General features: G+C 71.9%; 16 protein-coding genes and 1 pseudogene. 9 read left to right on the plus strand and 8 right to left on the minus strand.

The genetic code is table 11. The features are described 5' to 3' along the window. A pseudogene (locus ACGFIE_RS26595) lies at positions 1-812 on the minus strand (hypothetical protein); the annotation flags it as partial. A gap of 588 nt (positions 813-1,400) precedes the next feature. Between ACGFIE_RS26595 and ACGFIE_RS26600 the strand changes: the two are divergent. Continuing rightward, the gene (locus tag ACGFIE_RS26600; RefSeq protein WP_393299499.1) at positions 1,401-3,206 is read left to right on the plus strand and encodes a glycoside hydrolase family 6 protein; all 1,806 of its coding nucleotides are present in this window, start codon (positions 1,401-1,403) and stop codon (positions 3,204-3,206) included. 127 nt (positions 3,207-3,333) lie between these two features. On the opposite strand, the gene ACGFIE_RS26605 is transcribed toward ACGFIE_RS26600, so the two are convergent. The 5 genes from ACGFIE_RS26605 to ACGFIE_RS26625 form a co-directional block, all read right to left on the minus strand. Beyond that, positions 3,334-3,720, minus strand: coding sequence for a hypothetical protein (locus ACGFIE_RS26605; RefSeq protein WP_363679799.1), 387 nt, complete (start codon positions 3,718-3,720; stop codon positions 3,334-3,336). 115 nt (positions 3,721-3,835) lie between these two features. Beyond that, positions 3,836-4,144, minus strand: a complete 309-nt coding sequence (locus ACGFIE_RS26610) for a hypothetical protein (RefSeq protein ID WP_393299502.1) — start codon at positions 4,142-4,144, stop codon at positions 3,836-3,838. A gap of 14 nt (positions 4,145-4,158) precedes the next feature. Continuing rightward, positions 4,159-5,817, minus strand: coding sequence for a sodium:solute symporter family protein (locus tag ACGFIE_RS26615; protein ID WP_393299504.1), 1,659 nt, complete (start codon positions 5,815-5,817; stop codon positions 4,159-4,161). A 199-nt stretch (positions 5,818-6,016) separates the two neighbouring features. Beyond that, positions 6,017-7,141, minus strand: coding sequence for a hypothetical protein (locus ACGFIE_RS26620; protein WP_393299507.1), 1,125 nt, complete (start codon positions 7,139-7,141; stop codon positions 6,017-6,019). Positions 7,142-7,152: 11 nt separating this feature from the next. Next, entirely contained in the window at positions 7,153-7,752 is a 600-nt protein-coding gene (locus ACGFIE_RS26625) for a hypothetical protein (protein ID WP_363679791.1), read from the minus strand. Positions 7,753-8,103: 351 nt separating this feature from the next. Between ACGFIE_RS26625 and ACGFIE_RS26630 the strand changes: the two genes are divergently transcribed. The 7 genes from ACGFIE_RS26630 (at position 8,104) to ACGFIE_RS26660 (ending at position 16,714) form a co-directional block, all read left to right on the plus strand. Beyond that, a complete protein-coding gene (locus ACGFIE_RS26630) occupies positions 8,104-10,521 on the plus strand; it encodes a nitrate- and nitrite sensing domain-containing protein (RefSeq protein WP_393299510.1) in 2,418 nt (805 codons plus the stop codon). Continuing rightward, positions 10,521-10,943: a roadblock/LC7 domain-containing protein gene (locus ACGFIE_RS26635; RefSeq protein ID WP_363679787.1), complete on the plus strand. Its 423-nt coding sequence runs from the start codon at positions 10,521-10,523 to the stop codon at positions 10,941-10,943. Before ACGFIE_RS26630 ends, ACGFIE_RS26635 begins: the two co-directional genes overlap by 1 nt. After that, positions 10,933-11,322: a DUF742 domain-containing protein gene (locus tag ACGFIE_RS26640; RefSeq protein ID WP_393299513.1), complete on the plus strand. Its 390-nt coding sequence runs from the start codon at positions 10,933-10,935 to the stop codon at positions 11,320-11,322. The genes ACGFIE_RS26635 and ACGFIE_RS26640 overlap by 11 nt, the downstream gene beginning before the upstream one ends. Next, on the plus strand, positions 11,303-11,905 hold the full coding sequence (locus tag ACGFIE_RS26645) for an ATP/GTP-binding protein (protein WP_363679783.1): 603 nt from the start codon (positions 11,303-11,305) through the stop codon (positions 11,903-11,905). The genes ACGFIE_RS26640 and ACGFIE_RS26645 overlap by 20 nt, the downstream gene beginning before the upstream one ends. A gap of 150 nt (positions 11,906-12,055) precedes the next feature. Beyond that, positions 12,056-13,093 carry a lactonase family protein gene (locus tag ACGFIE_RS26650; protein ID WP_393299515.1) on the plus strand — a complete coding sequence of 346 codons (1,038 nt, stop codon included), beginning with the start codon at positions 12,056-12,058 and terminating at the stop codon, positions 13,091-13,093. 169 nt (positions 13,094-13,262) lie between these two features. Further along, a complete protein-coding gene (locus ACGFIE_RS26655; protein ID WP_393299518.1) occupies positions 13,263-15,017 on the plus strand; it encodes a substrate-binding domain-containing protein in 1,755 nt (584 codons plus the stop codon). Positions 15,018-15,229: 212 nt separating this feature from the next. Continuing rightward, on the plus strand, positions 15,230-16,714 hold the full coding sequence (locus tag ACGFIE_RS26660; protein WP_393299520.1) for a sugar transferase: 1,485 nt from the start codon (positions 15,230-15,232) through the stop codon (positions 16,712-16,714). Positions 16,715-16,724: 10 nt separating this feature from the next. On the opposite strand, the gene ACGFIE_RS26665 is transcribed toward ACGFIE_RS26660, so the two are convergent. Then, positions 16,725-17,855: a PP2C family protein-serine/threonine phosphatase gene (locus ACGFIE_RS26665; protein WP_393299523.1), complete on the minus strand. Its 1,131-nt coding sequence runs from the start codon at positions 17,853-17,855 to the stop codon at positions 16,725-16,727. Positions 17,856-17,912: 57 nt separating this feature from the next. Here ACGFIE_RS26665 and ACGFIE_RS26670 point away from each other — a divergent pair, with 57 nt between their 5' ends. Continuing rightward, a complete protein-coding gene (locus ACGFIE_RS26670) occupies positions 17,913-18,602 on the plus strand; it encodes a MarR family winged helix-turn-helix transcriptional regulator (RefSeq protein ID WP_393299526.1) in 690 nt (229 codons plus the stop codon). Between the two features lie 33 nt (positions 18,603-18,635). Here the strand turns inward: ACGFIE_RS26670 and ACGFIE_RS26675 are convergent, their stop codons facing one another. After that, entirely contained in the window at positions 18,636-20,309 is a 1,674-nt protein-coding gene (locus ACGFIE_RS26675; protein WP_393299529.1) for a SpoIIE family protein phosphatase, read from the minus strand. Between the last annotated feature and the right edge of the window lie 20 nt (positions 20,310-20,329).

Genomic DNA, 20,329 nt, shown 5'->3' on the forward strand with positions numbered 1-20,329 from the left:
CGTTCGTCGTCCTTGGACTCCCAGCCCTTGTCGGAGCCGTACTCGTCGCCCTCGTCGGAGCCGTGCTCGTCCTTGGAGCCGTGCTCGTCCTTGGATTCCCAGCTCTTGCTGTCGTCGTCCTTGGACTCCCAGCCCTTGTCCGAGCCGTACTCGTCGCCCTCGTCGGAGCCGTGCTCGTCCTTGGAGCCGTGCTCGTCCTTGGACTCCCAGCCCTTGCTGCCTTCGTCCTTGGACTCCCAGTCCTTCTTGCCCTCGTCGCTGTCGTCCGCGTCCTGGGCGTGCTCCTCGCCCTTCCAGTCCTTGCTGTCCTCGTCGCCGTAGGCGTCAGCGGCAGCGCCGCCGCCCTGGCCGCCGGGCTGGGCGTCCTTGTCGTCCTTGCCCTGCTCGTCCTTGGACTTGTCGTCCTTGCCCTGCTCGTCCTTGGACTTGTCGTCGTCCTTGCCGTGCTCGTCCTTGCCCTGCTCGTCGCCCTTGTCGTCCTTGCCGTGCTCGTCCTTGCCCTTGTCGTCGTGGTCGTAGGAGTCCTCCTCCTCGCTCCACTCGCCGCGGTCCTCGCCCCGGTCGTCCCGTGCCGGCTTGAGCTTGACCTTGCCGGTGACCTTGGACCACACGTACGCGTGCTCCTGCCGATCCGGGCAGATCTCGAGGAGCTTGACCTCGTCGCCGGCCTTCACGACGTGCGGCTTGGCGTAGACCTTGCCGTCCTCGTCGTGGTGCCCGTCAGCGAACGCGATCCCCGGCGCGAACACCAGGAGCGACGCGCCACCGAGTGCGGCGCCCGCAACGACCTTCCCGAGCATCTTCTTAGCCATGACCTGCGTCACTCCATCCCTGTTGTCCTGAGCCCGGCGACAACCGAGCTAAGACCGACGTTAGACGGTTTCATGACTTATGAAGTGAAAGATTCGCGTTTTGACCTTTGCTGGTGGTAAGCGGCGATGGGGTGTTACGCGGCTTTCTCCCGCTCGCGGTGCCGTCTCAGGCACTGCGCACCGTTGCGGGCGACAGGCGGTGTTGCCGACCGGCAGTGCTCGACCCGCAGGGCTCATCCGGTAACGCGCGGCGGGTGCCGCTCGCGCCGGCCGGGGGTATCGTCCGAGTTGAGGGTGGGCCGCGCATCGAGCCATTGCCATGGAAGCGCTCCCATGCAAGAATCGGCGCACGCGGTTCGGGGAGCCACACCGCGCAGGCAGGGCGTCGAGGGCATCCGGTTCGCCGGACGACAACCGGCCGTCATCGGTCGGCCTCGCGCCGGCCAATCACCACCACCACCACCGCCCGTCCGGGTCGGGCACCCCCCAATGAATCCCGTGGCGCCGGAGGCCGTCCGTGCAGGACACCTACCGGGCCGTCTCGCCGGGCCGTACGTGAGCCCGGTCTCGCCCAAGGAGATCAGTGGCATGAATGTGTGGAGAAGGCTGTCCGGCCCACGCCGGACCCTGGCGCTCGCCGGGGCGGGTGTCCTGGTCGCCGGCGGGCTGGTGACGATCCCGGTCACCGCGGCGCAGGCCGCGACGCAGTGCGACATCGCGTACACGACCAACGACTGGCAGGGTGGCTTCACCGCCAACATCAGCATCAAGAACCTCGGCGACCCGATCAATGGCTGGACGCTGGGCTGGACGTTCCCCAACTCCAGCCAGCGGGTGCAGCAGGGCTGGTCGGCCGAGTTCAGCCAGTCCGGCAGCCAGGTCACCGCCCGCAGCCTGTCCTACAACGGCAGCCTCGCGACCGGCGCGTCGACCACCCTGGGCTTCAACGGCGCCTGGAGCGGCAGCAACCCGAAGCCGACCTCGTTCACCCTCAACGGCGTGGTCTGCAACGGTGGCGGCGGTAACCCCACCACGGCTCCGCCCACCACGGCCCCGCCGACCACGGCCCCGCCGACCACGGCCCCGCCCACGACGGCTCCGCCGACCACGGCCCCGCCGACCACGCCCCCTCCGGGCACCAAGGTCGACAACCCGTACGCCGGTGTGAAGGGCTACGTGAACCCGGAGTGGAAGGCCAAGGCGGACGCCGAGCCGGGTGGAAGCCGCGTCTCCAACAACCCCACCGCCGTCTGGCTGGACCGGATCGCCGCCATCAACGGCACTCCGAACAGCAGCTCGAACGGTGCGTTCGGTGTGCGGGAGCACCTGGACGAGGCACTGCGCCAGGGCGCCGGCTACATCCAGTTCGTGATCTACAACCTGCCCGGCCGTGACTGCTCCGCGCTCTCCTCGAACGGTGAGCTGGGCCCGGACGAGCTTCCCCGGTACAAGGCCGAGTACATCGACCCGATCGCGGCGATCCAGTCCGACTCGAAGTACCGGAACATCCGGATCATCAACGTCATCGAGATCGACTCGCTGCCGAACATCGTGACCAACACCTCGGGTCAGCCCGGCGGCACGGTCATGTGCGACACGGTCAAGGCCAACGGCGCGTACGTCAACGGTGTCGGCTACGCCCTCGCCAAGCTGGGCGCGATCGGTAACGTCTACAACTACATCGACGCCGGTCACCACGGCTGGCTCGGCTGGGACTCCAACTTCGGCCCGACCGCCGACATCCTGAAGACCGCCGCGGTCGCCTCCGGCAGCACTGTCAACAACGTTCACGGGTTCATCACCAACACCGCGAACTACTCGGCGCTCACGGAGCCGTACTTCAAGGTCACCGACAACGTGAACGGCCAGACGGTACGGCAGTCCAAGTGGATCGACTGGAACTTCTACGTCGACGAGCTGTCCTTCGCCCAGGCGTTCCGTAGCAAGCTGATCTCGGTGGGCTTCAACTCCAACATCGGCATGCTGATCGACACGTCCCGCAACGGTTGGGGTGGCTCCGCCCGGCCGACCGGCCCGGGTGCGACCACCAGCGTGGACACGTACGTCAACGGTGGTCGGATCGACCGCCGGGCCCACGCCGGCAACTGGTGCAACCAGGCCGGTGCCGGTCTCGGCGAGCGGCCGCGGGCGAACCCGGCGACGGGCATCGACGCGTACGTCTGGGTGAAGCCCCCGGGCGAGTCGGACGGCTCCAGCAAGGAGATCCCGAACAACGAGGGCAAGGGCTTCGACCGGATGTGTGACCCGACGTACGGCGGCAACGCCCGCAACGGCAACAACCCGTCGGGCGCCCTGCCGGACGCCCCGATCTCCGGAGCGTGGTTCTCCGCGCAGTTCCAGGAGCTCATGCGCAACGCCTACCCGGCTCTCTGAGCGGGTAGCTCACGCACCAACCCGCCGCCGGCAGTAGGTGAGGCACTGCCGGCGGCAGGTTCCCCCGGGGTCCCCGGTCCGACCGTCACGGTCGGACCGGGGACCCCACCCCCGTTCCGTACCCGGTTCAGGGCACGATGCGCTCGATCGCCGCGCGGCCCTGCTCGGCCAGGTCGCGGCGGGCCTTGTCCAGGTTCTCCGGGGTGAGGTCCTGGCCGCGGGCCATCACCAGGTCCTCCGGCTCCCAGGGCTGCTCCGCCCCGGTACGGATGTTGTCGCCGCCAGCGCCGGTGCCCGTTCCGGTCGCGCCGGTGCCGGCGCCGTACGGGTCCCCGATCAGGTCGTCGGTGTCCGGAGCGAGGTCCTCCGGCCGGTCGCGGGGCTCGGTGAAGGTAGGCGTGTCACGGTCGGGCCCGCCCCCGGTCCGCAACTGCGGGACGGTGCTGTCGTCGTCCACCGCAGCTGCCGTTTGCGGGCTCTCCTCCAGCGGCGGTCGGCGGTCGCGATCGGTCATGGTGCTGCCTCCTGTGTCCGACACGTTGCCTGATCCCCCTGGCGTACCCCGTGCGTCCGCGCCCATGCGCGCGCCGGCGCCGCCCGCGGGGACGGCGCCGGCGGCGGGCCTGGCGTCAGCTGTCGGGCTGCTGCTCGTTCGGGTTCGGCGCCTCGGCCGGGCGCACCCACTGCCAGAGCAGCATCAGCAGGCCGAAGGCGAGCATCACCAGACCTGCCCACAGGTTGATGCGGACGCCCTCGGCCTTGTCGATCTCGGCCCGGCTGTCGAAGACGCCGATAAGCGACACGATGATCCCGTACGCCACGAAGAGGCCACCGATCACCCGACGGATGTCGAACAGTCGGGCGGCGGCGGAGCGGCGCTCCTCGGCCTGCGTCTCGTCGATCAGCGGGTCCTGCGCCGGCTTGCCGTCGTTGCTCATCTGCCGACTCCTTTCTAGAAGACCGGGATGTAGAAGAGGGCGGCGAGCGCGACCGCGATCACGCCGAGCAGCACGGGGGAGCGGTACCAGACGGCGTCGCCGGCGAGCACGTCACCCTTCAGGTCGACGCCGCCCAGCCCGTAGACCAGCCCGCGCAGTTCCTCGTCGCGCTTCGCGGTGGTGAGCGGGGTGAGGATCGCGGCGACCACCGCCACGGTGACGAACGCGATGCCGGCGCCCCAGAAGCTCTCCTCCAGGTCGGAGTTGAAGCCGATCACGCCGCCCTTGTAGAGCAGGTAGGTCGCCAGCGAGGCCAGCGTGCCCAGCAGCAGCGACCAGAAGCCGGCCAGCGCGCTCATCCGCTTCCAGAACATGCCGATGATGAACGTGGCGAACAGCGGCGCGTTGAACAGCGAGAAGAGCGCCTGGATGTAGTTCATGATGTTGCTGAAGCCGGACGCGATGAACGCCGTCCCGATGCCGATCACCACAGCGGCGACAGTCGCCCACCGACCGATCCGCAGGTAGTACTCGTCGGACCTGCCGCGGCGGACGTACGCCTGCCAGATGTCGTACGTGAAGACGGTGTTGAAACCACTCACGTTGGCCGCCATGCCGGCCATGAACGAGGCGAGCAGGCCGGTGACCGCCACCCCGAGCACGCCGTTGGGCAGCAGATCCCGCATCAGCAGCGGGATCGCGTTGTTGTACTGCAGGTCGCCCTTGTCCGCGCCGAGCCCCTTCACCGTCACCAGGGCCACCAGGCCCGGGATGATCGTGACCAGGGGGATGAACAACTTCGGGTACGCGGCGATGATCGGCGTACGCCGGGCGGCGCTCATGTTCTTCGCCGACAGCGCGCGCTGCACCTCGGCGAAGTTCGTCGTCCAGTAGCCGAACGAGAGCACGAAGCCGAGGCCGAACACGATGCCGAGCCACTGCGCGCCGAGTGGGTTGTCGGTGCTGCCGGTGTCCTGCCAGGCGTGCAGACCCGCCTCGCCGAGCTTCGAGTCGCGGACCGCGTCCATCAGTCCGCTCACCCCGCCGACCTTGACCAGGCCGATCACGGTGACCGGAATGAGGCCGGCCAGGATGACGAAGAACTGGAGCACCTCGTTGTAGATCGCCCCGGACAGACCACCGATGGTGATGTACGCCAGCACGATCGCCGCGCCCACCACGATCGCGGTCCAGAGCGGCCAGCCGAGCAGCGCCTGCATGACCAGGGCCAGCGCGTAGAGGTTGACGCCGGCGATCAGCACCTGGGCGACGGCGAAGCTGAGCGCGTTCAGCAGGTGGGTCGGTCGGTTGAAGCGCAGCCGAAGGTACTCGGGCACGCTGCGGACCTTGGAACCGTAGTAGAAGGGCATCATCACGATGCCCAGGAAGACCATCGCCGGCACCGCGCCGATCCAGTAGTAGTGGACCGTCATGACGCCGTACTGGGCGCCGTTCGCCGCCATGCCGATGATCTCCAGCGCCCCCAGGTTCGCCGAGACGAACGCGAGGCCCGTCACCCAGGCGGGCAGGGAGCGGCCGGAGAGGAAGAAGTCGACGCTGGTCCGGATCGCCCGCCGGGCGGCGAAGCCGACCCCGAGGACTGTGACGAAGTACAGCGCAAGAATCAGGTAGTCCAGCCCGTTCATATTGAGCCGCAGACCGCCGCCGTCCATCCCGTCACCCCTCGTCCCGACGTTGGCACTGGTTTCGTGCGCGCGCCGTATTACCCACTACGCGAGGTTTCACGCCTACGCGTCCGAAGCGGCGCGTTCGCGCCCCCTCGCGCGGCTCGGCCGACGGTGTGCGTCACCCGTCAGGACGCCGAAGGGCGCCCCGGCCGGTAAGCCGGAGCGCCCTCTCGATCGTGTCGCCTCAGCGACCCAGTACGCGGTCCAGGAAGTCCCGGTAGTTGCGGACGGCCATCCGCAACTGCTCGGTGTCTGCCGAACCGGCGTCCTGCCACCCGCCCAGGGTGTTCTTCTGCGCGGCCAGTGCCGAGGCGAGAGCCTGGATGGCCTCCTCGACCAGGGCCTGCGCCTCGCCGGCCGCAGCATGCGGATCGTCGACGAAACGCAGCTGCACGTCCCGCCAGCGGTCCCGGAAACCCTGCGCGGTGTCCCCGTCGAGGAGCGTTGCCGGCTCGGCGGCGACTGTCGAACCGGCGGGCCGCGACGTCCCGGCGGACTCCAGCGAGGCACCGGTGGCCTCGGTGGTGACCGGTTCGGCGTCGGCGTCCGGGTCGACCATCTCCGGCGACGCGCTGCCGTAGCCGGCCGCGCCCGCGGTCGCCGCGTCCGGATCGCCGGCCCAGTCGGTCAGGTCGCCGCGCCGCTCGGCCGCGCCGTCCGTGCTGTCCGCGGCGACGACGGTCCGTGAACCCGTGTCGGTGTCCGCTCGCCGGTCGTCGACGTCCAGGCCGGCGGCCTCGTCGGTTGCCGGCGCGGCGTCCCGGTCGGTCTCCGGGCCGCCGTCGCGGCGGTGCAGCTCAGCGGTGGGGTCGGCGCGCAGACCCTCCCGCTCGCCGTCCTCGGCGCCGTCGCCCGGTTGGGCGGTCCGCTCGGCCCGCGGGTCCGGCTGGTCCTGCGGGTACGGGCTCGCCAGCGCCGACGCCGCCACCGCGTCGGCCACCGTGGTGGCGCCGAACGCGGTCGGGAGCGGCCCCGGCTCGTGGAAGCCACCCTCGTCGTCGGGCCGGTTCGGGCGCTCGGTGTCCTCGCCCCGCTGGTCGTCGGCCCACCCGCTGTCGGCGCGGTCGTCGGCGGCAATCCGGTCGTCGTCGGCCCGGTCGTCGTCGGCCCGGTCGTGCAGAGCGCCCGGGTCGGTGCCGTTGGCGCGCTCGTGGTCGGTGGTCGGGTCGTCGAACGTGCCCCGGTCGTCCAGGGCATCCTCGGGTACGTCCGAGCTGGCGGCCCGGTCACCGGTCGGCGGCACCGGCACCGGGGCGGACCGGACAGCCTCCGGATGGTCGTTGCTCACCTGCTGCTCTTCGTGGCGCATCGGTGGCCTCCTCAGCGGCTCGTGGCGTCGTGCGGAGTGTCCGGGTGGGAACCCTGTTCGGGCGTGCGCTGACCGACCGGCTCCTCACCGAGCAGGTCGGCGAAGAGGGCCCGGTAGTGCACGACCGCCTGGCGCAGCTCCTCGGTGCTCGCCTCCCCCCGGGAGTTGCGCAGGTGGATCTCGTGCGCGTCCCGGTAGTTCGTCAGCGTGCGGGCATGCTCGACGGAGAGGTGGGCGATCTGGTCGGAGAAGTCCCCGGTGGGGTAGCCCTGCTCCTCGATGAGCCGGGTGACCAGTTCGTCCGCGTCGCCCACGGTCTCGCTCGGCGAGTCGATGAAGCGGATCTGGAGCTCTTCCCAGGCGGCGGCGTAACGGGCCCGGGACTCCGGGCTGAGCGGGGTGAGCGTGAGCTCGGCGTGCCGGCGTTCCCGGTCGCGCAGCTCGCGCTCCGCGGCGGACCGGCTGTCCTGCTCCTGCACCACCCGGTCGTACTCCGGCCCGAACCGGCTGCGCAGCGCGCGGCGACGGCCGATCGTCCGGACGGCCACGGCGAGCGCCGCGACGATCACCAGCACGACGAGCACGATGACGATTATCTGCGTGGGCGACATGGCTCCTCCTTCGTCACCTGGTATTCCCTCCCCGCACTGATCGCCAATCCCGATCCGGGGCACTTTCCTCGCCGATCCCGATCCGCTGTCGCCACATACCGGCGAAAACCTGACTCATTCCAGATGACACCCCTGGGTGGTGAGGCACGACGGGCTCCGTCGTGCCGGTGGACGCGCATGTCGCAGCGTCGATGTCGGCGCGACGGGCGGTAGTGCAACCGGGCGCGATTACGTATCCTGCCCAAGGCGCCCGCGCCGGTGCCCGGCCTGACGACCGGGTGCGCGACCGGCGAGCGCGTTGCCCGGCGGTGCCGGCGCCCCTCCTGCCACCCCTGTACGGGCGAGGTCTGATTGAGAACCCGCGACTGGCCGATCCGCTCGAAGCTGACCGCGTTGGTCGTCGCTCCGGTGACCGCGCTCCTCGCGCTGTGGATCTTCGCGACGACGCTGACGTTCGGCCCCGCCCTCAACCTGCTCTCCGCGCGCACCCTGCTGTACGACCTGGGCCGCCCCGGCGAGGCCGTCGTCACCGAGCTGCAACGGGAGCGTCGGCTGTCGGTGGTGCAGCTCGCCGGCACCACCGAACTGCCCGCCCTGACCGAGCAGCGCCAGCGTACCGATCGGGCGGTCGCCGAGCTGCGTCGCCGGGTCGACGGAGAGGCGTTGCGCGACGCCGCCGACGACCTGTTGGAGGACCGGATCGACCGGCTGGTCGCCGCCCTGGCGGCGCTGCCGACCGGTCGGGACTTCATCGACGACGGTCTGATGGACCGCGCCGGCGCCCTCGGCCTCTACAGCGGCATGGTCTCGGCGGCCTTCCAGGCGTTCTCCGCGATGGCGAACCTGAGCGATCCGGCCATCAACCGACAGGCGCTGGCCCTCACCTCACTGGGCCGTTCCCGGGAGCTGCTCGGCCAGACCGACGCCATGCTGGCCGGCGTGCTGACCGCCGGAAAGTTCGCCGAGGGGGAGCACGCCCTTCTCGTGCAGGCCATCGGCAACCAGCGGTGGCTCACCGAGAGCGCGGTGGCCGACCTGCCCGAGGCCGGGCGCGCCGCGTACCAGCGACTGACCGAGGGGCCGGCGTTCACCAGTCTGCGCGCCATGCAGGACGCGTTGATCGGGGCGAACAGGTCCGGTCGGCCACCTGTGGACGCGGCGTCGTGGCAGGCCAGCCACGACGCCGTACAGCAGCAGTTGCGCGACTTCGAGCTGGCCGAGGCCGACGGGCTCACCGACCGTTCGGTGCCGATGGCCGTCTGGATCCTGGTCCGGCTGGCCGCCGCCGGGGTGCTCGGGCTCGCCGCCGTGGTGGTCTCCGTGCTGGTGGCGCTGCGGGTCGGCCGCACCCTGGTCCGGCGACTCAGCGGGGTCCGTACCGTCGCCCTGGAGTTGGCCGAGCACCGACTGCCGGACGTGGTGACCCGACTGCGTCGCGGCGAGCAGGTCGACGTCGCCCGGGAGGCCCCACCCCTGGAGTACGGCAACGACGAGATCGGCGAGGTCGGACGAGCCTTCACCGAGGTGCAGCGCACCGCCGTCCAGGCCGCCGTGGACGAGGTCACCCTGCGTCGGGGGCTCAACGAGGTGTTCCTCAACATCGCCCGGCGCAGCCAGGGCCTGGTGCACAGGCAGCTGCACCTGCTGGACCGGATGGAGCGTCGCGCCGAGGACCCGGACGAGCTGGCCGAACTGTTCCAGGTGGATCACCTGGCGACCCGGCTCCGCCGGCACGCCGAGGACCTGGTCATCCTCGCCGGGTCCGCGCCGGGTCGCGGGTGGCGCAACCCGGTCGCGATGGTCGACCTGGTCCGCGGCGCGATCAGCGAGGTCGAGGCGTACGACCGGGTGGACATCGCCAGCGTGCAGCCGGTCGGCGTGCTGGGCCGGGCGGTCGGCGACATCATCCACCTGCTCGCCGAGCTGGTCGAGAACGCCACAGCGTTCTCCCCACCGGACACCCGGGTGACCATCACCGGGGAGCAGGTGGCCAACGGGTACGTCCTGGAGGTCACCGACCAGGGGCTGGGGATGTCCGCCGCCGCGGTGGAGAGCGCCAACACCCGGCTGGCCAGCTCGCCCGAGTTCGATCCGGCGCAGAGCGCCCGACTCGGCCTGTTCGTGGTGGCCCGGCTGGCCGCCCGGCACGCCGTCCGCGTACGGCTGCGGCCCTCCGAGGCGGGCGGCGTCACCGCGGTGGTGCTGATCCCCACGGACCTGGTCACCACCGAGCCGCCGGCCGGCCCCGACCCCGCCACGCTGGCCGCCGCGCCCAGCGACAGGCGTCTGGCCCGACCCGCGCGCCGAGGCGCCGTGCCCCGGCCCCGCGCCGGCCGCACCAGCGCGGCCGCGATCGCGACCGATGACCTGCCCACCCTCGCCCTGCCCACCGGCCCGCAGCCCGACCGCCCGGGTGCCGATGCGTCGGTAGTCGACGGCGAGTCGCCGTCCGACGGAACGACGGACGACCTGGAGGGGCTGCCCCGCCGGGTGCGACGGCGTACCCCGACGGCCCTGCCCCGGTCCACCGTCGCCGACGCGCCGACGCCCCGATCGCCGGAGGAGGTCCGCCGGGTCATGGCGGCCCTCCAGGCCGGCACAGCCCGCGGCAGGGCCACAGTCGTCGCCCCGGGCTCGGCCGCGCGGGGCGACGCGCCCGGCACGGCCGTCCCGGCGAGCCGGCCGGATGCGACCCCGGCCGCGGCTGGCCCGGCTCCGGCGCCTCCGACGGCCTCCGAACCTCCGACCGCGACTGAGAGGGACGCCTAGTGCGGCAAACGACGAAGCAGAGCGACAGCCTGGACTGGTTGCTCGACGAGCTGGTGCAACGCGTACCGGCCGCCCGGGAGGCCGTGGTGCTCTCCGCCGACGGGCTGCTGCTCGGCGCCTCGGCCGAGCTGGAGCGCTCCGACGCCGAGCACCTCTGCGCGCTGGCCGCCGGCTTTTCCAGCCTGGCCCGGGGTGCGAGCCGACACGTGGACGGTGGTCCGGTCCGGCAGACCGTGGTGGAGATGGAGGCGGCGTACCTCTTCGTCACCGCCGCCGGGCAGGGTGCCTGCCTGGCCGTGGTGAGCGATGCCGACGCCGACATCGGCCTGGTCGCGTACGAGATGGCGATGCTCGTCATTCGGGTGGGGGAGAACCTCACCGCCGCCGCCCGACCGGCGACGGATGCCGGTGATGCGGACTGAGCCGCCCGGCCCCCAGCACGAGTGGCTGGACGGCGACGCGGGCCCGGTGGTCCGCCCGTACACGCTCACCGGCGGCCGGGTGCGCTCGGCCGTCGACGGGTTCGACCTGGTCGCGTTCGTGCTGGCCGGCGCGGACCTCGACCTGGCGGCCCACCCGCAGCTACCGCCGGAGCATCGGCGGCTGGTCACGCTGGCCGGTCGGCCGGTGTCGGTGGCCGAGCTGGCGGCCGAGCTGGACCTCGCGGTCGGAGTGATCCGGGTGCTGCTCGGCGACCTCCTCGCCCAGGGGCTGGTCGCGGTGCACGAGCCGCCGGCCGGCAGCGACCTTCCCGACGACGACATCCTCAAGGCGGTGGTCAGTGGACTCCGTGCGCTATGACCAGGCGGGCACCTCGGTCACCGTCCCGCTGGCACTGAAGATCCTCATCGCTGGAGGCTTCGGCGCCGGCAAGACGACGCTTGTGAGCGCGTTGAGCGAGGTTCGACCGTTGCAGACCGAGGAGGTGCTGACCGACGCCGGGCTCGGCACCGACGACACCTCCGGGGTGGAGGGCAAGTCGACCACCACGGTGGCGATGGACTTCGGCCGGATCACCATCAACGACGACCTCCAGGTGTACCTGTTCGGCACCCCGGGCCAGGACCGGTTCTGGTTCCTCTGGGACGAGTTGGCCTTCGGCGCCCTCGGCGCGGTGGTGCTCGCCGACACGCGGAGGCTCGCCGACTGCTTCCCGTCGATCGACTACTTCGAGCAGCGTGGCATCCCGTTCGTGGTGGGTGTGAACTGCTTCGAGGACGCCCGTCGGTTCGACCTGGAAACCGTACGCCGGGCGCTCGACCTGGATCCGGACGTGCCGATGGTGCTCTGCGACGCCCGGGACCGGCAGTCCGGCAAGCTGGTGTTGATCTCCCTGGTCGAGCACGTTGCCCGCCAGCGCGGTGAGCCGGTGCCGGCCGCCTGAGCCGGCTCCGCCGCGCGGGCGGCGGGCGGGGTGTCGTCCGTGCCGACGGGGATCCGCCTGCCGATCCGGCCCGCGGAAAGCCGGTTAGCGCGTCGGCTTCGTGGGCAGCTCTGGTTGGATCTACGGAGAATGCCGGCGGAGGGGTGCAGCGTGACTGGTCAGGGCGAGATCGTCCACATCGGGGGTTACACGGCGCAGAGCGGCGGGCGGGGCAGCGGCATCGTCGCCGCCCGCCGGGACCCGGCGACCGGGTCCCTGACTCCCCTCGGCACGGTGGCTGTCACGCCGTCGCCCTCGTTCCTCGTGCGGCACCCCACGCGTCCGGTGCTCTACGCGGTCAACGAGTTGACCGACGGGGAGATCAGCGCCTGGCAGGTCGGGCCGGACGGCGCGCTGGAAGCCCTCGGCAGCCGGTCGACAGGCGGCGCCGAGCCCTGTCACCTGGCCGTTCTGCCCGACGGTGAGCACCTGGTGGCGGCCAACTACGGCGGCGGCAGCGTGGCGGTCTTCCCGCTCGACGCGCAGGGCGTGCCCGGCGAGCGCACCGATCTGGTGGTGCACGAGGGGCACGGCCCCGACCCGGAGCGCCAGGACCGGGCGCACGCCCACATGGTCTCTCCGGGCCGGGGCCGACAGCCGCTGCTGGCGGTGGATCTCGGCACCGACTCGGTCTACCGGTACGACCTCGATGGCGCGAGCGGGCGGCTGGTGCCGCGCGGTCCACGGATGAGGACGACGCCCGGCGCCGGGCCCCGGCACCTGGCCCGCCATCCCGACGGTCGGCGCTGCTATCTCGTCGGCGAGCTGGACGGCACGGTGACCGCGTACGAGCTGACCGACGACGGGGCGCTGCACCAGCGTGGGCGGGTCGAGGCGAGTGAGCGGGCGGGCCACGTCCAGCCGTCGGAGGTAGCGGTCGACCCGGACGGCCGTTTCCTCTACGTCGCCAACCGGGGGGTCGGCACCATCGCCGTCTTCCACCTGACCGGCGAGCTGCCCGAGCTGGTGGCCGAAGTGGACACCGGTGGTGAGTGGCCGCGACACTTCGCGCTCATCGGGGAGCACCTGTACGTCGCCGACGAGCGGGCGGACATGGTGCGGGTCTTCCGTCGGGACGCGAGCACAGGCGTGCCGGCCCCGGTCGGCGAGCCCGTGCCGGTGGCGAGCCCCACCTGCGTGCTGCCCTGAGTCGTCGTTCAGGCGGCGGGGCCCGGACGTGAGGCGAAAACCGATTTGGCAACGCCGTGGGGCCAGCTCGTCACCCTCTGTTGGCAATCGGTGATCAACTGTTGCTCCTGCGTAACTTTAGTCCGAACGGATGTGGCAGAGACGGCACCTAATACGCAAGATGGTCAGCGTGTCAGCAGGCCGCCATCGCATGCGTTCGAAACTCCACCTCGCAGCCGCCGCCGCGACGGCGACGGTTCTCGTCGTCACCACCGGCGTCTGGTTCGGCTATAAGGAGCTGATCCAGCCCAGTTGTTCAGGGGAGATTCGACTCGCCGTGGCGGTCGCCTCCGAGCTGGCGCCCGCGGTGGACGCCGCCGCCTCCCAGTGGGTCAAGGACGGCGCCGCGGTCGGCCCCACCTGCATCCGGGTTGACGTCTCGGCGTCCGACCCGGTCGACGTGGCCGCCGTGGTGGCCGCGAAGCACGGCGCCGTGCTGGCCGGCGTCGGGCAGGCCAGCGGCACGGCCGTCACGCCGGACGTCTGGGTGCCGGACTCTTCGACCTGGCTGCTGCGGTTGAAGAAGGACGCGACGGCGTTCGCGCCTACCAACGGCGCCTCCATCGCCCGCAGCCCCGTCGTCGTGGCGATGCCCGAGCCGGTGGCGACGCGGCTGGGCTGGCCCAACGCCAAGTTCACCTGGACCGATCTGCTCAAGCAGGTGAACAGCAGCAAGCCGCTGCGTACCGGCATCGTCGAGCCGACCCGGGACGCGGCCGGACTGTCCGGCCTGCTCTCGCTGACCACGGCGGCCAGCGGCGCGGGCGGGAACGCCCAGCGCAACACCGTCGGCGCGCTGCGGGCGCTGGCCACGGGTCGCTCCTCGCTCCGCAACGACCTGATGGCCCGCTTCCCGACCGCCACCGACCCGACGTCCATCGCGAGCGCGCTCGGTGCGGCGGCGCTCTCCGAAGAAGACGTGATCGCCTACAACAGCAAGAAGCCTCCGGTGCCGCTCGCCGCGCTCTACCTGGAGCCGGCCCCGATGCCGCTGGACTACCCGTACGCGGTGCTGCCCGGCATCGAGCCGACCAAGGCGGCCGCGGCGAAGGTGCTGTTCGAGCTGCTCACCGCCCCCAAGTTCCGCGACCGCCTGGCGGCACAGTCGCTGCGCGGTCCGGATGGCAACTGGGGCGCCGGCTTCAACGCGCCGCAGGGTGCCCCGAGCCCGGCCGGCGGCGCGTCGACCGCCCCGGCGGCCGGCGGCACCGCGGCGGGCGGTCTGGACCCTGCCGCCATACAGCGTGTCGTCTCGAGCTGGTCGATCGCCACCCAGTCCGGTCGGATGCTCGCCGTCATCGACGTCTCCGGCTCGATGAAGAACGGGGTGCCCAGCGCCAACAACCGCACCCGGGAGGAGGTCACCGTGGACGCGGCCCGCCGCGGCCTCGGGCTCTTCGACGACTCCTGGTCCATCGGCCTGTGGACCTTCTCCACCAAGCTGGTCGGCAACCGGGACTACCGGGAGCTGGTCCCGATCGGGCCGCTCTCCGGCCAGCGGGCGCAGTTGGAGGGCGCACTCGCCACCGTCAAGCCGTCCAGCGGTGACACCGGCCTGTACGACACCCTGCTGGCCGCGTACCAGGCGGTGCAGGAGGACTGGCAGCCCGGCCGGGTCAACTCGATCGTGCTGTTCACCGACGGCAAGAACGAGGACGACAACGGCATCAACCAGCAGCAGCTGCTCGCCAAGCTCAAGCAGATCGCCGACCCGGAGCGGCCCGTGCAGGTCATCATGATCGGTATCGGCGAGGGCGTCAGCAAGACCGAGCTGGAGTCGATCACCAAGGTGACCGGCGGCGACGTCTTCGTCACCAAGGACCCGAGCGAGATCGGCAGCATCTTCCTCACCGCCATCGCGCGCCGCCCCCCGGCGCCGCGCTGACCGGCCGCCGAGCAGGAGGAACCCGCCGTACCGCGTCAGCGCTACGGCGGGTTCCTTTATGGCCGCCGGGTTGAAGAAAAGTGACGGCAATACGTCGGAAGCAATCGGCCGTCATAGTTATCAAGGCAGGATGGCGACGTGTTCCGGCATCGTCCGTCCGCCTCCGGCCCGACTCGTCGGCCGGGGCCGTCCTGAGCAGAGTGGGAGGGCCGGTGACCGCGGCGACACTGTTGACCCCCGCCAGCACCTCGGCCACGCCGGAAGGTCCGCCCAGCGGGCTGGTGGCGCGCGCCGACGAACGTTCCTACGTCCGGGTCCTGGTCGTGCTGGACACCACCATCCTCATCATCGCGCTGTTCATCGGGTACGTCGGCCGGTTCGGTGACGACGAGCCGGTGGGCTCCGAGATCCCGTACGTGCTGGTGGCCCCGGGGTTGGTCCTCGCCTGGCTGATCTCCCTCAAGGCGCTCGGCTGCTACGACGACCGGGTTGTCGGCTACGGGGCGGACGAGTACCGACGGGTCAGCTCGGCGAGCCTGCGGCTGGCCGGCGCGATCGCCATCGCCGGCTACATCGCCGACGTCGGCGTCTCCCGTGGTTTCCTCGGCATCTCGTTCGCGGTGGGCACCGTCGGGCTGGAGGTGACCCGGTTCGTCGTGCGCAAACGCCTGCACCGGGCCCGATCCAAGGGCGCCGGCTGGTCCCGCAAGGTGCTCGTGGTCGGCGACACGGCCCACGTCCTGGAGTTGGTGCACACCCTGCGCCGGGAGCCGTACGCCGGCTATCAGGTGGTCGGCGCGTGCATCCCCGACGCGCTGCTCGCGCCGGTGGCGCAGCGGCTCGGTGACGTGCCGGTGGTGGGATCGTTCCGGGGCATCCCGGAGGCGGCCACCGCGATCGGCGCGGACACCGTCGCGGTGACCGCCTCGGGTGAGCTGACGGCGACCCGACTGCGTCGGCTCGGTTGGCAGCTGGAGGGGACCGGCGTCGACCTCGTCGTGGCACCCGCGCTTACCGATGTGGCCGGCCCGCGGATCCACACCCGTCCGGTCGCCGGGCTGCCCCTGATCCACGTCGAGGCGCCCGAGTTCCGGGGTGCGCGCAAGCTGGTCAAGGGGTTCGTCGACCGGTCGGCGTCGTCGCTGGCGTTGGCGCTGCTGCTGCCGCTGATCGCGGTCATCGCGTTGGCCATCAAACTGGACAGCCGGGGGCCGGTGCTGTTTCGGCAGGTCCGGGTGGGTCGGGGCGGTCAGGAGTTCGGCGTCTTCAAGTTCCGGACGATGGTGGTCAACGCCGATGCGCTGCTCGCCGAGCTGGCAGCTCGCAACGAGACCGACGGCCTGATGTTCAAGATGCGCGACGACCCCCGGGTGACCCGGGTCGGTCGGCTGCTGCGCAAGTGGTCGCTGGACGAGCTGCCGCAGCTGGTAAACGTGCTGCTCGGCCAGATGAGCCTGGTCGGGCCGCGCCCGCCGCTGCCCTCGGAGGTGGCCCGCTACGACGGTGACGTGGCTCGACGGCTGCTGGTGAAGCCCGGCATGACCGGGTTGTGGCAGGTCAGTGGCCGGTCCGACCTGAGCTGGGAGGACGGCATCCGACTCGACCTCTACTACGTGGAGAACTGGTCGCTCGCCGCCGATCTCACCATCCTCTGGAAGACCGCCGGCGCCGTGCTGAACAGCCGCGGCGCGTACTGACCGCCGCCGTTCACGCCTGCGGGCCGGTCCAGTCCAGGCAGACCACCACGGCGTCGTCGACGAGGTCGCCGGCCACGAAGGCGCGCAGGTCACCGATCAGCGACCGGACGGCGTCCAGCGGCTCCATCGGGCCCGTCCGCCGCAGGAACCGGTCCAGTGCCGTCTCGCCGTAGCGCACGTTCCGCCCGGTGGCCTCCACCACGCCGTCGCTGACCACGAAGAGCCGGTCGCCGCGTTCCAGCGTGAACGTCTGCTCGTGGTAGTCGGTCGCCTCGAACATGCCGAGCGGGAACTGCGCCTCCAGCGGTTGCTCGGTGACCTCCCCGTCGCGCAGCAGGACGAGCCGTGGCGAGCCGGCGTCCACCACTGTCATCCTCCCGGAGCGCAGGTCCAGCTCCATCAACAGCACGGAGAGGTGCCGCTTGCCCCGGTACTCGTCGTAGATGGCCTGGTCGGCGAGGGCGGCCTGATCGCCCAGATCGAGGCCGGCCCGGCGGGCGTTGCGCAGCGCGTGGGTGGCAAGCGACGTGAGCAGGGACGCCGCGACACCCTCGCCGGTTCCGTTGACCGTGGAGAGCCAGAGCTTCTCGCCGTCGTCGGACCAGTCGAAGCTGTCTCCCCGCACGGCGTACGCCGGTTCCAGCTGGCCGGCAAGGCTGAACGAGGGCCGGATCCGGCTGCGGCCGGGGAGCAGGTCCCACTGCATCTCGGCGGCCAGCGTGAGCCGCTGGCTGCGTCGCGCGACGCTGTAGACGTCGGTGCCGGGGGACACGGCGGCCAGCTCGTGCGCGAGCGCGGTGGCGATGTCGGCCAGCTCGCCGAGCACGGCCGGGTCGTCGGCCACCGGCGCCAGGCGCAGGACGCCCCGGCGTTCGCCGCGCATGCTCACCGGCAACCAGGCGGTGCCGTCGACCAACAGGGGCGACTGGTGGTCGAAGGACCGCCAGGCCGGGTGCCCGGCCCCCCGGAGAGAGTCACCCTCGGTGAGTGGCAGCAGCTCCGAGAGGCGGTAGTCGACCTGGTACAGCTCGGTCTCGGTGATCCCGTACGCCTCGGCGAGGATCTTCCCGATGCCGTCCACGAGGCGGTCGGCGGGTGTCTCGTTCAGGCCACGTCGTGCCCGATTGACCGGTTCGCTCATCAGGCCTCCTTGATCAAAGCTCGACCACCAGTGGCTTCGGAGTATTCTCGGGCCACCATGGACGAGAAACATGGTCCGCCGGACCCTGCGACAAGTATGGCCGCCGCGTTGGACGCGGCGGCGGAAGCCCTGCTGGGCGTCTGGGATTCCGCCCGCGAGGCGACCGCCAGCCGGGTCTCCGGAGCCCAACTACGGGCTGTGATGGTGGTCGAGCAACACGACGGGATCAACCTACGCCGGCTCGCCAACCGCCTGGACATGTTGCTCAGTTCCGCCAGCCGGCTCTGCGACCGCTTGGTCGCGGCCGGCATGCTGGAACGCGAGCCGGGGCGCTTCGACAGGCGCGAGATCTCCCTGCACCTCACCCCGGAGGCCCGTCGACTCCTCACCGAGCTGCGCGCCGACCGTCAGGAGCGGATCGCCGCCGTGCTGGCGACGATGACCCCGGCCGGCCGTGCCGCGCTGGTGGACGGGATGCGGGAGTTCGACGAGGCCGCACGCCGGCAGCGGACGCTGAGCGGCTCGGCGCCGGACGACGGGGACCGGCCCCCTGGCCGGGGAGACCTGCCGGACGACGGGGAGCCGCAGGATCCGGACCGGCCCGCCGGGCCGGCGCGGGACTCGTCGGAGCACCCGGAGCGGTCGACCCGACAGGTGTGGCAGAGCGGGCCGACCGGCCCCGAGCGGGCGGTGGGCAGGCCGCACGACTGGCCCACCGGCGAGCCGCCGGTGGCCCGAACCGCCTGACTCGCCCCGCCGCCGTCGACAGGTCCGCCCGACTCAGGTCGGCGTCGACGCGCACACCGCCAGCATGGCGACATCGTCGTGAGTCTGCCCGCCCAGCCACTCGTCCACCACCCGGAGCAGCCTGTCGACCAGGGCGGCCGGAGGAAGCCCGGCCGCCGCGGCGAGCGCGGCGCGTAGCCGGTGCTCGCCGAACTTCTCGACGTGGACCGGGCCGCCGGTCGCCTCGGTCACCCCATCGGTGTACGCGAGGAGCAGGTCGCCCGGGTCGAGGTGCACCCGGGCCTCGGCGAACCGGGCGTCGACAAGTGCGCCGACAGGCATCCCGCCGACCGGAACCGGGACTACCGAACCGGCGGCGGTGACCAGCAGCGGCGCCGGGTGACCGCCGCCGGCGATCCGGATGTCCACCCCGGCCGGCCCGCGCTCCAGCGACCCGAGCAGCAGAGTGGTGAGCTGGCTGCGCCGTGCCGCGTCGGGCGCGTCGAACAGCGTGCGGTTGAGCAGGTGGATCAGCTCCAGCGGTCGCTGCTCGACCAGTCGTAGGGTCTGCAACGACTGGCGGACCCGGCCGGTCAGCACGGCCGCCCCGACGCCCCTGCCGGACACGTCGCCCACCGCGAACAGCGCGCCTCGCGAGTGCGGAAAGACCTCGTAGAAGTCGCCGCCGATGCGCAGCGTGTCCCCGGCGGCCCGGTAACCACCGGCCATGCCCACACCGGGCACCGTCGGCAGCTCCGGCGGGAGCAGGCTGGTCTGCAACACCCGGGCCAGGTGGGCCTGCTCGCCGTACAGCTCGGCGGCGGCCAGCGCCGCGCCGGCCCGCGCGGCGAACTCGCGGGCCAGCTCGACGTCGCGTGGGTCGAAGCCGGCGCGGCCGGCACGGCGGACCAACACCAGCGCGCCGGCCGACCCCCCGGGACCGGGCATCGGGCTGACCAGCACCGTGCCCGGCCGACCGAACCCCTGTGGAAGCACGGCGGCAAGGTCCGCGACCTCGGTGTCCGGCCAGGGGCTCGGCTCGGTGGGCACACCGTCGAGCGCCTCGTCGAGGCCGGGGACCGCGGCAATCAACTCCGGGCCGGCACGCCCGGTGACCGGGGCCGGCTCACCGTCGGCGTACCGCGTCCAGCGCGGGTGCGGCTCGGCCGGCGCGGGCGGCCGGAGCAGCGCCACGGCGGCGTCGGCCAGGTACGGCACGGCGAGGGTGGCTGTGGTGCGCAGTGTCTGGTCCCGATGCAGGGACAGCCCGAGCCGGCTGCCGGCCTGGGCGAGGAACGCGGTGCGGGAGCGCTCGGCCAGCAGGGCGTCGGTGCGGGCGTGCTCCTCGGTGACGTCGCGGACGTACCAGGCGTACCGGCTGCCGGCGAGCTGCCGTCGACCGCCCCGCAGGCGCCGGCCGTGGTGTTCGGCGTCGAAGCTCTCGGTGCCGTCGGAGACGGCCCGGGCCAGTGCGGTCACCGGGCACCGGGACAGCTCGACGCCTGCGACGATCTCCGGGAGCAGGTGGGCCGCCCGGGCGTTGACGAGGGTGACCCGGCCGGTCTCGTCGGTCGTCAGCACCGCCTCGGCGAGCCCGTCGAGCAGTTCGCGGGCCAGCGGCGAGTCGGCCGGCAGCGCACCACCGGCGCTCTGGCGGGTCGGTCGGGGCGGGGGCTGCCCGTCGCCGTCGACCGGACCGGCGAGGCCGCCCCGTCGGGTCGTGGTCACCGCCCGACGCCGGCCCGCGT

Source organism: Micromonospora sp. NPDC049275 (assembly GCF_043197115.1).
GTDB lineage: Bacteria > Actinomycetota > Actinomycetes > Mycobacteriales > Micromonosporaceae > Micromonospora.

Bases quoted from the DNA above. Each gene is read 5' to 3' on its own strand.
- ACGFIE_RS26600 (WP_393299499.1), top strand. From the start codon at position 1,401: ATGAATGTGTGGAGAAGGCTGTCCGGCCCACGCCGGACCCTGGCGCTC.
- ACGFIE_RS26605 (WP_363679799.1), bottom strand. From the start codon at position 3,720: ATGACCGATCGCGACCGCCGACCGCCGCTGGAGGAGAGCCCGCAAACG.
- ACGFIE_RS26610 (WP_393299502.1), bottom strand. From the start codon at position 4,144: ATGAGCAACGACGGCAAGCCGGCGCAGGACCCGCTGATCGACGAGACG.
- ACGFIE_RS26615 (WP_393299504.1), bottom strand. From the start codon at position 5,817: ATGGACGGCGGCGGTCTGCGGCTCAATATGAACGGGCTGGACTACCTG.
- ACGFIE_RS26620 (WP_393299507.1), bottom strand. From the start codon at position 7,141: ATGCGCCACGAAGAGCAGCAGGTGAGCAACGACCATCCGGAGGCTGTC.
- ACGFIE_RS26625 (WP_363679791.1), bottom strand. From the start codon at position 7,752: ATGTCGCCCACGCAGATAATCGTCATCGTGCTCGTCGTGCTGGTGATC.
- ACGFIE_RS26640 (WP_393299513.1), top strand. From the start codon at position 10,933: ATGCGGACTGAGCCGCCCGGCCCCCAGCACGAGTGGCTGGACGGCGAC.
- ACGFIE_RS26665 (WP_393299523.1), bottom strand. From the start codon at position 17,855: ATGAGCGAACCGGTCAATCGGGCACGACGTGGCCTGAACGAGACACCC.
- ACGFIE_RS26670 (WP_393299526.1), top strand. From the start codon at position 17,913: ATGGACGAGAAACATGGTCCGCCGGACCCTGCGACAAGTATGGCCGCC.